The 13,205-nt window shown below is 62.4% G+C and carries 12 protein-coding genes; 6 read left to right on the top strand and 6 right to left on the bottom strand.

Annotated features, from left to right (window positions below; all coding sequences use genetic code 11):
* Window positions 1-69: 69 nt before the first annotated feature.
* Complete coding sequence (amaB, locus tag GCT13_RS32595; RefSeq protein ID WP_152765236.1) at window positions 70-1,569, bottom strand: L-piperidine-6-carboxylate dehydrogenase; 1,500 nt, start codon at window positions 1,567-1,569, stop codon at window positions 70-72.
* Between the two features lie 337 nt (window positions 1,570-1,906).
* On the opposite strand from amaB, the gene GCT13_RS32590 reads away from it, so the two are divergent.
* A complete protein-coding gene (locus tag GCT13_RS32590) occupies window positions 1,907-2,536 on the top strand; it encodes a helix-turn-helix domain-containing protein (protein WP_152765234.1) in 630 nt (209 codons plus the stop codon).
* A 28-nt stretch (window positions 2,537-2,564) separates the two neighbouring features.
* Here GCT13_RS32590 and GCT13_RS32585 read toward each other — a convergent pair whose 3' ends face one another.
* Together GCT13_RS32585 and pcaQ are read right to left on the bottom strand one after the other, a co-directional pair.
* A complete protein-coding gene (locus GCT13_RS32585; protein ID WP_152765232.1) occupies window positions 2,565-3,692 on the bottom strand; it encodes a 4-hydroxyphenylpyruvate dioxygenase family protein in 1,128 nt (375 codons plus the stop codon).
* A gap of 131 nt (window positions 3,693-3,823) precedes the next feature.
* Window positions 3,824-4,870 (bottom strand): pca operon transcription factor PcaQ, encoded by a 1,047-nt coding sequence (gene pcaQ, locus GCT13_RS32580; protein ID WP_152765230.1) that lies wholly within the window; start codon window positions 4,868-4,870, stop codon window positions 3,824-3,826.
* 108 nt (window positions 4,871-4,978) lie between these two features.
* Here pcaQ and pcaH point away from each other — a divergent pair, with 108 nt between their 5' ends.
* Together pcaH and pcaG are read left to right on the top strand one after the other, a co-directional pair.
* Entirely contained in the window at window positions 4,979-5,683 is a 705-nt protein-coding gene (gene pcaH, locus GCT13_RS32575; RefSeq protein ID WP_152765228.1) for a protocatechuate 3,4-dioxygenase subunit beta, read from the top strand.
* Window positions 5,684-5,686: 3 nt separating this feature from the next.
* The gene (gene pcaG, locus GCT13_RS32570) at window positions 5,687-6,277 is read left to right on the top strand and encodes a protocatechuate 3,4-dioxygenase subunit alpha (RefSeq protein ID WP_152765226.1); all 591 of its coding nucleotides are present in this window, start codon (window positions 5,687-5,689) and stop codon (window positions 6,275-6,277) included.
* Between the two features lie 209 nt (window positions 6,278-6,486).
* Here the strand turns inward: pcaG and GCT13_RS32565 are convergent, their stop codons facing one another.
* The 3 genes from GCT13_RS32565 to GCT13_RS32555 form a co-directional block, all read right to left on the bottom strand.
* Entirely contained in the window at window positions 6,487-6,741 is a 255-nt protein-coding gene (locus GCT13_RS32565; protein ID WP_090866832.1) for an H-NS family nucleoid-associated regulatory protein, read from the bottom strand.
* A 338-nt stretch (window positions 6,742-7,079) separates the two neighbouring features.
* The gene (locus GCT13_RS32560; protein WP_152765224.1) at window positions 7,080-8,732 is read right to left on the bottom strand and encodes an acyl-CoA synthetase; all 1,653 of its coding nucleotides are present in this window, start codon (window positions 8,730-8,732) and stop codon (window positions 7,080-7,082) included.
* 343 nt (window positions 8,733-9,075) lie between these two features.
* Window positions 9,076-9,384: a hypothetical protein gene (locus GCT13_RS32555; RefSeq protein WP_152765281.1), complete on the bottom strand. Its 309-nt coding sequence runs from the start codon at window positions 9,382-9,384 to the stop codon at window positions 9,076-9,078.
* A gap of 428 nt (window positions 9,385-9,812) precedes the next feature.
* On the opposite strand from GCT13_RS32555, the gene GCT13_RS32550 reads away from it, so the two are divergent.
* The 3 genes from GCT13_RS32550 (at window position 9,813) to GCT13_RS32540 (ending at window position 13,202) form a co-directional block, all read left to right on the top strand.
* The gene (locus tag GCT13_RS32550) at window positions 9,813-10,712 is read left to right on the top strand and encodes a DUF72 domain-containing protein (RefSeq protein WP_152765222.1); all 900 of its coding nucleotides are present in this window, start codon (window positions 9,813-9,815) and stop codon (window positions 10,710-10,712) included.
* 191 nt (window positions 10,713-10,903) lie between these two features.
* Entirely contained in the window at window positions 10,904-12,367 is a 1,464-nt protein-coding gene (locus GCT13_RS32545; protein WP_152765220.1) for a metallophosphoesterase family protein, read from the top strand.
* Window positions 12,368-12,386: 19 nt separating this feature from the next.
* A complete protein-coding gene (locus GCT13_RS32540; protein ID WP_152765218.1) occupies window positions 12,387-13,202 on the top strand; it encodes a hypothetical protein in 816 nt (271 codons plus the stop codon).
* Window positions 13,203-13,205 lie beyond the last annotated feature (3 nt).

Genomic DNA, 13,205 nt, shown 5'->3' with positions numbered 1-13,205 from the left:
AATGCGAGGCAGCGATTTAGGGATGAGAAAGCGGCGCGCAGTATGAAAAACGCGCGCCGCCCTTCACGATCAGCCGAGATTGAAATCGATGCCTTGAGCAAGCGGCAGTGCCGATGAATAGTTGACGGTGTTCGTCGCGCGCCGCATGTAGGCCTTCCACGCATCCGAGCCCGATTCGCGTCCGCCGCCCGTCTCCTTCTCGCCGCCGAACGCGCCGCCGATTTCAGCGCCGCTCGGTCCGATGTTCACGTTCGCAATGCCGCAATCGCTGCCCGAGTCCGACGTGAAGCGCTCGGCTTCGCGCAAGTCGGTCGTGAACACACACGACGACAGCCCGTGATGCGCCGCATTGTTCGCCGCGATCGCATCGTCGAAGTCCTTGTAGCGCAGCACGTAGAGAATCGGCGCGAAAGTCTCCTTGAGCACGACGGCGGTTTGCGACGGCATTTCGACGAGCGCGGGACGCACGTAATAGCCGCCCTCATAGCCTTTCACTTCGACGCGCTCGCCGCCGAACACCTTGCCGCCCTCGGCCGCCGCCTGTTGCAGCGCTTCCTGCATGCGCGCGAACGCCTGCTTGTCGATCAGCGGCCCCATCAGCGTGCCCTTTTCGAGCGGATTGCCGATCGGCACCTTCGCATAGAGCTGCTTCAGCCGCTCGACGGTTTGCTCATACACGCTCTCGTGCACGAACAGGCGCCGCAGCGACGTGCAGCGCTGGCCCGCCGTGCCGACCGCCGAGAACAAGATGCCGCGCAGCGCGAGTTCCTGATCCGCCGTCTGCGTGACGATGCCCGCATTGTTGCCGCCGAGTTCGAGCAGCGAGCGGCCGAAGCGTTTCGCCACTTCGACGCCGACCGTGCGGCCCATTTCCGTGCTGCCCGTCGCACTGACGATCGACGCGCGCGGGTCAGCCACCAGCTTCGTGCCTACATCGCGCCCGCCAATGACGACGGTCGTGAGGCCCGCGGGCGCATCGCCGAACTCCTTCAGCGCTTCGTCGAGGATGTGGTTGACGGCGAGCGCCGTCAGCGGCGTCTTCTCCGACGGCTTCCAGACCACGGCGTTGCCGCACACGAGCGCGAGCGCCGCATTCCACGACCACACGGCCGCCGGGAAATTGAACGCCGAAATGACGACGCAAGTGCCCATCGGATGCCACGTTTCGGCCATCCGGTGACCGGGGCGCTCCGAAGCGATCGTGAGGCCGTACAGCTGGCGCGACAGGCCGACGGCGAAGTCGCAGATGTCGATCATCTCCTGCGCTTCGCCGAGCCCTTCCTGGAGGATCTTGCCCGTCTCCAGCGTGATGATGCTGCCGAGCGCCTGCTTCTTCTCGCGCAGCTTCTGGCCGAGGATGCGCACGAGCTCGCCGCGGCGGGGCGCGGGAACGTTGCGCCACTGCTCGAATGCCTGCTTCGCGTTGGCCAGCACCGTATCGACTTCCGCCGCTGTGCGGCTCGCCACGCGGCCGATGAGTTCGCCCGTGATGGGGGAATGGACGGCGATATCGCCTGCTTGCGCTGCGTTTGCAATGCCGAGATCGGCAAGGATGCTCGATGCGTTCATCTGGATTCCTTTGATTTCCGATACGAAACAAAAGTAGGTTCGGAAACTATACACGCCGCGATTTCTGGCGGCAAGCGGCGTTGCGACACGTTCTTGCGAGATTCCGTTCGTTCGAAAAACAAGCGAAATATGAGGGTTTTCCCGGCTTTTTGCGCCGGGTGCTTCTCAGCATGAACGGCACTCGTGCACACTGTCCGGGTTCGTTTCAGATCGGAAATTCATCTGTGCTATGACAGTCGCGGCCGCCCGCGCGAGGGTATGCGGGCACGCGGATGTTATGATCGGAAACAGCCCCGAAATGCCCCGAAAGCGCCACGCCGCATTGTCATTCACGCTCATGGACACCTCACTTACCAAGTCGCCCGAAACCTCGACATCGGACCTCGGCCGTCGTGTGCGTGCCGCGCGGCTCGCACACGACCTGACGCTCGAAACGGCCAGCCGCTTATGCGGCGTGTCGCGATCGACGTTGTCGAAAATCGAAAACGGCCTGATGTCGCCCACATTCGACGTGCTGCAAAAAATCGTCGTGGGCCTGAAGATCGATCTCGGCGAACTGTTCGGCTCGACGCCGAAGGTCAACGCGAGCGGCCGGCGCGCGCTCACGCGCAAGGACGCGGGCCAGCGTCACGCGTATCGCGGCTATCAGATGGAGCTGCTGGCGACGGACCTGGCGCACAAGGCGATGCTGCCGTTTCGCATCCGCATTACGGCACACACGCTCGACGCCTTCGACGACTGGGGCCGCCACGAAGGCGAGGAGTTTCTGTACGTGATCAGCGGTAGCGTATGCCTGTATTCGGAGCTGTACGCGCCGACGCATCTGAACGCGGGCGACAGCCTCTATTTCGACAGCCGCACGGGCCACGCGGCCGTCTCGACGAGCGAAGAAGACGCCGAAGTGCTGTGGATGGCGACGAACGCCGATCTGCCGCATGCGGGCAAAGGCAATACGTCGAAGAAGTAACGCGCGGCAATCGCCGGAAACAGGCCGCTCATGAAGCGGCGCGCGCCTGCGCAAGCGCGCTGAGATTGCCCTCGCCGAAACCGTGATGGCCTTTGCGCTGCACGATTTCGAAGAAGATTTCCCCTTCGCGCCGCAGCACGAAAGTCTGGAAGAACAGTTGCGGCACGCCATCCACGCCGATCTCGCCATCGACGAGAATCCGGCCTCGCTTGAGCCGTTCGATGTCGAGCCCATGCCCCGGCAAGCGTGCATCGATCTGATCGTAGTAGCGCGGCGGCGGCTCGACCAGTTCAATGCCCTTCGCGAGCAGCCGGTCGACGCACGCGAAGATATCGTCGGTGGCGAGCGCGATGTGCTGCACACCTTCGCCCGGATGATCGGGCAGATACTCGTGCATCAGGCTCGTGCGCGGCGTGCCTTCCTCGTAGAGCGGAATGCGGATCGCGCCGCACGGCGACACCATCACGCGCGATTCCGCCGACACATGCCAGTTCGCGTGCAGTTCGTGAATCTCGCGGAAGTTGAGCAGATCGCGATAGAAGTCGAGCCATTCCTGCATGCGGCCCGCGCCGACGGTTTGCGTCAGATGATCGACGGCGACGAGGCCCGTGCCCGCGTGGCTCAGATCGGCTTGGGCAGTGGCGACTTCGATCGGACGAAAATCGATGTCGAAGATCGAGATGTCGCCGAGGCCGCCCTTCTGCCCGCCACGTCCGCGCCAGCGATCGACGAAATAAATGTGCGAATTGCCGATGCCCTGAATGGCCGGGATGACGAGCTCGCCCTTGCCGACCCGCTCGCCTTCGAATGCCCACGCGCCCAGTTCGATCGCACGATCGTAAGCGCGCTGCGCATCGGCGACGCGAATGCCGATTGCGCAAATGCCCACGCCGTATTCCTCTGCATAGCGTTCGGCGAACGAATCCGGCTCGGCGTTCAGCAGGAAATTCATGTCGGCCTGGCGGAACAGCGTCACGTCCTTGCTGATGTGACGCGCGATCGGCTTGAAGCCGAGCTTCACGAAAGTATCGGCCAGCACCTGCGGATGGCGCGCGGCGAATTCGACAAACTCGATACCGGCCGTGCCGAGCGGATTGTGCTCCGGGTCCGCGACGGCCTTGAGCGCGTCGGTGGGGGTCGGCAGGTCGCTGGGCATGTGCGTCTCCATGGCTCGTGCTGGTTCAACTCGACAGACAAACGGATCAGGTTGCCGCGCCCCGTGTTTTACACCGCGCGCCATCCCTCCCGCAAGCTCGATTTTGTACTAATTGGTTCAAAGATGCATCTCTAGCGCGGCGCTTTTGCATTCTTTGCGCTGCGCTGCGGCTTCGCGCTCTTCCTCGCCGCCTTGCCGAGCCGCTCCTGCGAGCGCGCAGTGCCCGCATTGCCCGCATTGCGATTACGCGCGAGACGCTCGCGCGCGACCTTGCGCACCGCGTCGATCAGCGCGCGGCCTACGGGCGTGGGCTGCGTGTCCGAGCGCAGGATCAGCCCGACGGGTTCCTCCGTGCCCGCAACGGGCAACGGCAACGGAACGAGCAAACCATGCGCCAGTTCGTATTCGATCGCGCTGCGGGGCACGAACCACACGGCATCGTTCTCTAGCGCTAGCGCGCGCCCCACCGACACCGACAGCACCTCGACGAACGACGACAGCGGCGGCACGGCCCACGCGCGCAGCAGGCTTTCCGCCGACTGCCGGATCAGCGTGCCATACGGCGGCACGACGACAGGATAGCGATGCAATTGCGTCGCCGGCGATGCGGCGCCCGAAGCCATCGCATGCCCCGCGCGCACGACGGCGACGAGCGGTTCGCTAAACAGCTGCTCGAACGTGAGGCCCACCATCCGCTCCGGATCGGCGAGCCTGCCGACAGCGAACTCGATCGTGCCCGCCTTCAGACGCTCGAGCAGCTCGGTGTTCGAAGCCGTCTTGAGCCGCACGATCGCATTGGGCCACTGCTCCGCGAAAAGCCGCATCACGGGCGGCACGAGCGACGTGGCCACGGTCGGCAGCACGCCGATGTCGAGCGTCGCGGCCGCCTCGCCTTCCGCGCGCGCGAGCAGATCGACGCCCTGGCGCAGCGCGCTCACACAGGCGCTCGCGTGCGGCATGAAAAGCAGCCCTTCGCGCGTCGGCACGGCGCCGTGGCGGCCGCGCTCGAAAAGGCGCACGCCGAGAATGTCTTCGAGTTCGGCGACCGTCTTCGATACGGCAGGCTGTGTGATCGACAGGCTCTCGGCCGCCTTCTGCACACCGCCGAACTGCGCGACGGCCAGAAAGCACTGCAGATGACGGAACTTGACGCGGCTATCGGCGAGGCTGCGTTGCATAACGGATCGTTATACGAGACGGGAAAAAACGTCATTTTGCATAACTTCTTCGCTCCTATAAAGTCACGTCATCCACTACCCATAATCGAATCCCCAAGGAGACATCTGATGGACGATTCCAGTCTGAGTCCGCGCGACTTCGCTTCGCATCCCGCCTATGTCCATTCATCGTATGGTTCGTCAGTCAAACGCGGCCCGACGCGTCCGCTGATTCCGCTGAAGGAGCGGTTGCGCGACCAGCGCGTGCCCGTCTATGGCGCGGAAGATCTCGGCGCGCTCGATCACGACCTCACGCGCAATGCGATGAAGAACGGCGAGCCGCTCGGCGAGCGCATCATCGTGACGGGACGCGTGCTCGACGAAGGCGGCCGTCCCGTGCGCAATACGCTCGTCGAAGTGTGGCAAGCGAATGCCGCCGGCCGTTACGTGCACAAGAACGACCAGCACGATGCGCCGCTCGATCCGAACTTCCTCGGCGCGGGCCGCTGCCTGACCGATAACGAAGGCCGCTACCGCTTCCTGACGATCAAGCCCGGTGCGTATCCGTGGGGCAATCACCCGAACGCATGGCGCCCGAATCACATCCACTTCTCGCTGTTCGGCGACTACTTCGGCTCGCGACTCGTCACGCAGATGTACTTCCCCGGCGATCCGCTGCTCGCGTACGACCCGATCTTCCAGGGCACGCCGGAACAGGCCCGCGACCGGTTGATCTCGCGCTTCACGCTCGACGTGACGCAGGAAGGCTTCGCGCTCGGCTACGAATTCGACATCGTGCTGCGCGGCCCGAACGAAACCCCGATGGAGCGCTAAATCATGACGACGCTTAAAGAAACCCCTTCGCAAACGGTCGGACCGTACTTCGCATACGGCCTGTGCCCGCAGCAATACAATTTCGATCTGAAGAGCCTCTTCACGGGAACGTTGGCCGAGCGCGAAGCAGCGGGCGAGCACATCACGCTCGTCGGCCAGATATTCGACGGTAACGGCGAGGTGATCGGCGATGCGATGCTCGAGGTGTCGCAAGTGGACAGCGAAGGACGCTACCCGCAATCGCGCGAGGAAGTAGCAAAGACAGGCTTTCGTGGCTTTGCGCGCTTCGGCACGGGCACGGACCCGCACAAGCGCTTCATCATCGAGACGGTGAAGCCCGGTCGCGCATCGCCCGAAGACGCGCCGCAGCTGAGCGTGATCCTGACGATGCGCGGCATGCTGCTGCACACGTTCACGCGCGTCTATTTCGACGACGAAGCCGCGGCGAACGACAAGGACCCTGTGCTCGCGAGCGTTCCCGCAGAGCGCCGCGCGACGCTGATCGCAAAGCGCGAAGAGCGCGGCGGCAAGGTCGTGTATCGCTTCGACATTCACATGCAAGGCCCGAACGAAACGGTGTTCTTCGACCTGTGACCTGTAATGCGGCGCACGCCGAATCGACATCACGCGAGCCTTGCATGCATTCCATGCAAGGTTCATCGCGTATTCACAAATGAGCGTTAGGATGCGTTGCGCGAGTCAAATCGCGCAACGAAACTCCGAGCAGTATTTTCGAAGCCCGCTGCATTGCGGGCTTTTTTTCGTTTTGGCTCGTTTCGGCTCCACAGTGTGACGGGCCACGCTCAGACGCGGAAGTGCTCGATGTCCTGCCCTGCGTTGATCGCGCGCGTGAGCCAATCGGGGCGCTCGCCCGTGCCGTCCCATTCGTGTCCAAAAGCATCACGGTATTTGGGTATGGCGGCATCTGCGATCAGTGCCGCTTCGAGCGCTTCGAGCGTAATGCCGAATTCGTCCATGCGGCGCCGAATCCACAAGATCAACCGTTCACGCGCTTGACCGTCGAGGTCGAGCGTCCGTTGTTCCTCTCGCTCTTTCATAACGTGCCGATTACGTTTAGAACGACGCGGCCTATAAGCTCGCGTCAAATAGATTAAAGGCCTCGCGCTTGCAGCGAAGCCTTAATACGACTCTGCCAATATTTGCGGCCCGCAGATAATCGGCCCTGGCTAACTGATTTCCGGCCGATTGAATGGTCGTGAAAACCCGCACGGTGAGTACCGGATCTCATCGACGGACCTTGAAGAGCCAAGGCCGGTTCCCTGAATAGAACCCAATTCTAGCATTCATTCCCGCGTTCGCGCCGCTTTCCCCATGATACGCGCGCCGCGAAAAGCGGCGCGGGCTCTCGCTTTCCGGACGTTGCGCGAATGGCGTGCTAGGCATCCCCGCGCGTCTGGTCGATTGCACTCGACGACTTCACGCGCGCGCGCAATTCGAACTTTTGAATCTTGCCGGTAGACGTTTTCGGTAATTCGCCAAACACTACGGCTTTCGGCAATTTGAACCCTGCAAGGAATTGCCGGCAGTGCGCGATGATTTCTTCGGCGCTTGCGTCCATGCCCTCTTTCAGTTCGACGAATGCGCACGGTACTTCGCCCCATTTCGGGTCCGGCATCGCGACGACGGCGGCAACCGATACGGCGGGATGCCGGTACAGCGCATCTTCGATCTCGATGCTGGAAATGTTCTCGCCGCCCGAAATGATGATGTCCTTGCTGCGGTCCTTGATGCGCGCGTAGCCGTCTTCCGTGATCACGCCAAGATCGCCCGTATGGAACCAGCCGCCGCGAAAGGCGGCATCCGTCGCGCTCTCGTTCTTCAGATAGCCCTTCATGCAGATATTGCCGCGAAACATCAGCTCGCCGATCGTCTCGCCGTCGCGCGGCACGGGCTCGAGCGTATCTGGATAGCGCACGTCGATCGCCGCCTGCCGGTGGTAACGCACGCCCTGACGCGCATTGAGCCGCGCGCGCTCGTCGTCGGCGAGCGCTTCCCACGCGTCCTGCTTCGCGCACACGGAGGCCGGCCCATACACTTCCGTGAGGCCGTACACGTGCGTCAGATCGAAACCGATCGCCTTCATGCGCGCGATCACGGCAGGCGACGGCGCCGCGCCCGCGACCATCGTCGATACGCGATGCGCGATGCCCTCGCGCCATTCTGCGGGCGCATTCGCGAGCGCGCTTTGCACGATGGGCGCGCCGCAATAGTGCGTGACGCGCTCGCGCCGGATCAGTTCGAACACGAGCTTCGGATCGAACCTTCGCAGACAGACGTTGACGCCCGCGCGCGCCGCGACCGTCCACGGAAAACACCAGCCGTTGCAGTGGAAGAGCGGAAGCGTCCACAGATACACCGCGTGCTTCGGCATGTCCCATTCGAGGATGTTGCTGAGCGCGTTCAGATAAGCGCCGCGATGGTGATAGACAACGCCCTTCGGCTCGCCCGTCGTGCCCGATGTGTAGTTGAGCGCGATGGCGTCCCATTCGTCGGCGGGCGGTGTCCACGCGAATTGCGGATCGCCGTCTTGCAGGAACGCTTCGTAGTCGGTCGCGCCCGCGAAGTGTTGTGCGCGCGCGGGCATCGCGTCGCTCACGCTGATGATGCGCAATTGCGCGCACTCCTGCGCGGCGCGCTGCGCAAGCTCGCCGAATTCCGTATCGACGATCAGCACTTTCGCTTCGCCATGACGCAGCATGTAAAGGATCGACGGAATATCGAGCCGCGTGTTGAGCGTGTTCAGCACGGCGCCCGCCATCGGCACGCCGAAATGCGCTTCGATCATCGGCGGAATATTGGGCAGCAGCGCCGCGACGGTATCGCGACGGCCGACGCCCGCGCGTTGCAGCGCGCTCGCGAGTCGACGCGCGCGCTCGTACGTCTCACGCCACGTGCGGCGCATGTGGCCATGCACGACGGCGAGACGGTCGCCATAGACGTCGGCGGCTCGCGCGATGAAGTCGATCGGCGTCAGCGGAACATAGTTGGCCTCGCGGCGCTCGAGGCCCGCGTCGAACATGTGCGTCATGGCTGTGTCTCCTGCGGAGCGTGCGGCTCCGTCAATCACGTGAAGTCGTTATGCGGAGCATGGCAGCGGCGCCCGATGCATGCAGCAGCCGAAAAGCACGTCGAATCGACATACCATCGCGCGTGCTTAATGACCACCGACCAGCGCTGTAATGACCAGCGCCGATTACCGGGTAGAAGCGTCGCAAAAGCATCTGGTGCCGGAACGTGACGGACCGCGCAAAGCGAAATCGCGTGAAGCCAACGCGCGGCGTGCGAATCATGCGCGCGTCGCACGCGAGAAACGCAATACCGCGCAATACCTTTTATTAAATCACCGGCTCAAACGCGCACTAAACGCGCAATCAGACACGTGGCAGATCGTCGATGAACTTCTCGACGTGGCCGTCCGGCACGTCGGTGTCGATCCCGTCGATGCCGTCGGCGTGCGAAACCGTTTTGATCTTGGGGCCCAACAGGTTCATGCCGCCGAGCGTGAAGAGGGACCAGACGGCATTGCCGGAATGAATCGCCGTCACGACGTCCGAGACTTCGACAATTTCATGCGGCGAGAGCCATTCATTCGTTTTTGGATTGACGAGGGCCCACCGGACGTGGGTGACGCGGTCCGTCATAGGGTTAATGCGTACGGCATCGATAGCATAGGTTGCCATTTCCACCTCCATCGTCGTCTGGAGAGATCGTAGCACTTATGTCTGGTTAGACGAAGCGAACCGGCGTAGTCGGTACTTTTGGAGCGGCGCAGAAGTGACGCGAAAGCACTCGCGCGATGCGCGGTGGTAGAGAAGAAGACGGGGAGAAGACGGACGCGGCCCGCGGGCCGCATACCGATGGACCCATTCGAAGGCGAGCACTTCCCTGCACGGCCATTGTCCGGATGTACTCTGCGACGCCGACCGCCGCGTGACAGCCGCTGTGCACGGAATTGACTGCTGCTTCGAATGGCTTCCAATTTGTATAACGGTCGTGCGCAAATCGGATTGAACCCGGGTTTGCCCCAATACGGCGCAGAAGATCGTCCCGGCATGCATCGATGCAACATGCAGTACGATGGCCACACTGACCGCACACAAGGTCTGCCATGTCGATCGAAGTCGGGACGGCGTCGTGGACCGACGCCACGCTGATCAAATCCGGCCGCTTCTATCCGAAGGGCTGCACGAGCGCGGAAGCGCGCCTGCGTTTCTATTCGAGCCAGTTTCCGATGGTCGAAGTCGACGCGTCGTACTACGCGATGCCCAGCGCGGCGAACAGCGCGCAATGGGCCGAGCGCACGCCCGAGCACTTCACGTTCAACGTCAAGGCATTCCGGCTTTTCACGGGACACCAGACGGAGCGCAAGTTCTTTCCGCCGGACATCCAGCCGCTGCTGCCGCAGAACGACAAGCGGAACCTCTATTACCGCGACGCGCCACCCGACATCATCGACGAGATGTGGCGTCGTTTCTTCGAGGCGCTCGAACCCTTGCGCGCAGCAGGCAAGCTCGGCGCGATCCTGTTCCAGTTCGCGCCGTGGCTCTCCACCGCGCCGCGCGACAAGGCGCACGTCACGCACTGCGCGGACCGAATGGAACACTATCTGACGGCCTTCGAGTTTCGCAACGCAAGCTGGTTCGACGAGCGGCACCGGGAATCGACGCTCGCCTTCGAACGCGAGCGTGGCCTCGTGCATGTCGTGATGGATGCACCCGAGAGCGTCACGAATCGCGCGCATACCGTGTGGGAAGCGACGTCGCCGGAACTGGTGATCGTGCGCATGCATGGCCGCAATGCAGAAACGTGGAGCGGCAGCACGACGGCATCCGGCCGCTTCAACTATGACTACTCCGAGCGCGAACTGGAGGAGATCGCGCTGCCCGTGCGCGAGATTGCCAAAAGCGCGGGACGCACGCATGTGGTTTTCAACAACTGCTTTGAAGACTCCGCGCAGCGCAATGCACATTCGATGATTCGCATCCTTCAGCAAGAGCGCTTCGCGTAACCCATTGCATTACCACTGAATAGTCTTTGGCGAGCCGCGCATTCGCGCGTGACATTCGTTGCACTACTTTCGCGGTTGCAATTCAGTCTGCATCGACTAGCCTCGTCTTATTCAAAGCAATTACAAACAGCTTTCATAAGACGAATAAGGCAAAGCGCGATGCTCATGAATAACGACGCCTGGGTGTATCGATGCTATTGACCGGCTATGTACAGGCCAGCGAGCCGGGCATGCTGCAACTATGGGTCGGCATATTCGGCGTGGCCGTGCCGCCCGCGCCACAGGTTTTCATCGACCGGCAGGCGGCCGTTCCACTCGCGCCTGCACAGTTCTTTCCGATCCGCGATTTCAGCACCGACGACGCCGGCCAGCCGATCAATCACCAATGCGTGATGCGCTTCAAGGTGTCCGACGAATCGAGACCGCGCCAGATTCGAATCGACGCCGACGGCGAATCGTTTGAATTCGCGAGTACTTCGCTGCCTCAAGCAGTGCCGACGCTGATGAACGGCAGCTTCAATATCCTGCTGTCGTCGTGCTACTCGCAGCCGGAAGATCTCGATGGACTGCTCGGCACGATCGTCTCGCAGATCAAGGTGCAACCGCATCTGACGGTGCTCGCGGGCGATCAGGTGTATCTCGATCTGCCGCTCACGCAGCATGTGCCCGATCAGAACCCGGACCGCGCGCATCTGCTTGCCAACAAGTACTACCTCAACTGGCTCTCCGGCGCGCTGCGCGTGCCGGGCCTGCAATCGGTATTGGAGCGTGCACCCGTCGTGTGCATTCCCGACGATCACGAGTTCTGGAACAACTACCCGTTCGCGCAAAAGCAATTGCCCGACACGTGGACGGATGCGTCGCGTCAACTGCTCGGCGATACGGCGCGCGCGCTATACGAGGACTACCAGATCGGCGGGCCGCCAGGTAGCGCGGGCGGCGCAATACGGCTCGACGTCGAGCCGCTGAAGATGCTCTTCGTCGATATGCGCTGCGATCGCGACAGTACGCTCACGTCGCTGATGGGCCCCACGGCCGTCGCCGCAATGAATGCGTGGGAAAAAGATCTGATCGATGCGCATGCAGAGGGCAAGCCCGTCGTCGGTCTGCTCGCGTCGGGCCAGGCGCTCTTTATCGATCCGCCGCAAAGCGACTGGAGCATGAAAACCTTCGATGCGGAAATGCCGAATTACCAGCAGTTCAGCAAATTGCAATCGACGCTCGGCCGGCTTGCGGATAACGGCATTCCCGTCGTCTACATGACGGGCGACGTGCACTGGGGGCGCGTTGCATCGGGCCACGATCTGCCGACGAACACGGCGCTGTACGAAGTGATTGCATCGCCGTCGCGGCTCATTCGCGTGCCGTTTCTCGACACGGCAAAAGAAGCCGCCAATTCGATCAAAGGCATTTTTGGCGCGAAAGCTCCGTGGCCGCGCCATTCCGATCCCGAGCCGGTGCCCGACCGCTTCGGCCTCAATCATCGCTTCGCGCTCAAGCAGGAATACGGGCAGCGCGGCGATCAGGTGGCGATCGTGTCGTTCACGCGCGTCGGCAGCGGCGTCGATATGCAGGTCATGTACTACGGCATTTCCAGCGATAAGGCGATTTCCCAATCGGTATCCACGACGCGCTTCGAACTGCGCGCGCGCTAACAGGAAATGAGGCGAGGCCATGCTCAAGATCGTACGATCGACCACGACGCAATCGAATCCGCAGTTCGTTTCATTCGACCGCAAGGATGGCGAGAGCAATACGGCATGGGGCGAGCGCGCCGTGCTCGACATGAAAGCGGGCGGTCCCGACGAGTGGACCTATGTGGTACTGCTCGGCGGCAGCGATACGCTGGCGTTTCGCGTGCGCGTCGCGCAATCGCATTTGCGGCACGACATGTTGCCGTCGTTCTGGTCCGAATCGATACTCGTCAAGCTCGCCGACGCGTCGCTCGCCAACGCTCAAGCGCTGCATGTGCCTTTGCATCAGCCCGAAGGACCTGCGTTTGCGGCGCGCGTGAATGGCGTCGTCGCGCGTCCGCTCACGGATTTCGACGACACACAGCGCTTTCCGAACATCGCCGTCATTGCATTGCCCGTCGAGCAAGAGAAAGTGGTCGGCAAGGTGCAGAGCTTTCAGCAGTCGCGCGCGACGCTCGATGCGCTGGAACACGTGTTGCGCTGGCTCGCGTATGCGTGGGGCGCCGCGCGCACGCCGAATCCGCTGCATGACAACTATGGCTTGCCGTCGACGTGCATGATCGAAACGGTCTGCGCGGCCGCCAATTTCGACCTGACGCCCGGGCTCGAATCGAGAGCGTCATGCCCCGAAGCGATCTGGGCCGCTGCTAACTACTGGCACGAGTACTTCGAGAAATTCAACGGCAGAGAACCGATAGGCCGATACTTCACGCCGCATACGTATCCGATCGTCGAGCCATCGGCGCCCGATGCGCCTTCGTCGTCGCCTGTGCCTAAGCGCAAGGCGAAGCGATGAGCG

Source organism: Paraburkholderia franconis (genome assembly GCF_009362735.1).
Taxonomy (GTDB): Bacteria; Pseudomonadota; Gammaproteobacteria; order Burkholderiales; family Burkholderiaceae; genus Paraburkholderia; species Paraburkholderia franconis.
The sequence above is the reverse complement of the archived record's forward strand: the minus strand, read 5'-3'. Positions and strand labels throughout refer to the sequence as shown.

Bases quoted from the DNA above. Each gene is read 5' to 3' on its own strand.
- amaB (WP_152765236.1), bottom strand. From the start codon at position 1,569: ATGAACGCATCGAGCATCCTTGCCGATCTCGGCATTGCAAACGCAGCG.
- GCT13_RS32590 (WP_152765234.1), top strand. From the start codon at position 1,907: ATGGACACCTCACTTACCAAGTCGCCCGAAACCTCGACATCGGACCTC.
- GCT13_RS32585 (WP_152765232.1), bottom strand. From the start codon at position 3,692: ATGCCCAGCGACCTGCCGACCCCCACCGACGCGCTCAAGGCCGTCGCG.
- pcaQ (WP_152765230.1), bottom strand. From the start codon at position 4,870: ATGCAACGCAGCCTCGCCGATAGCCGCGTCAAGTTCCGTCATCTGCAG.
- pcaH (WP_152765228.1), top strand. From the start codon at position 4,979: ATGGACGATTCCAGTCTGAGTCCGCGCGACTTCGCTTCGCATCCCGCC.
- pcaG (WP_152765226.1), top strand. From the start codon at position 5,687: ATGACGACGCTTAAAGAAACCCCTTCGCAAACGGTCGGACCGTACTTC.
- GCT13_RS32565 (WP_090866832.1), bottom strand. From the start codon at position 6,741: ATGAAAGAGCGAGAGGAACAACGGACGCTCGACCTCGACGGTCAAGCG.
- GCT13_RS32560 (WP_152765224.1), bottom strand. From the start codon at position 8,732: ATGACGCACATGTTCGACGCGGGCCTCGAGCGCCGCGAGGCCAACTAT.
- GCT13_RS32555 (WP_152765281.1), bottom strand. From the start codon at position 9,384: ATGGCAACCTATGCTATCGATGCCGTACGCATTAACCCTATGACGGAC.
- GCT13_RS32550 (WP_152765222.1), top strand. From the start codon at position 9,813: ATGTCGATCGAAGTCGGGACGGCGTCGTGGACCGACGCCACGCTGATC.
- GCT13_RS32545 (WP_152765220.1), top strand. From the start codon at position 10,904: ATGCTATTGACCGGCTATGTACAGGCCAGCGAGCCGGGCATGCTGCAA.
- GCT13_RS32540 (WP_152765218.1), top strand. From the start codon at position 12,387: ATGCTCAAGATCGTACGATCGACCACGACGCAATCGAATCCGCAGTTC.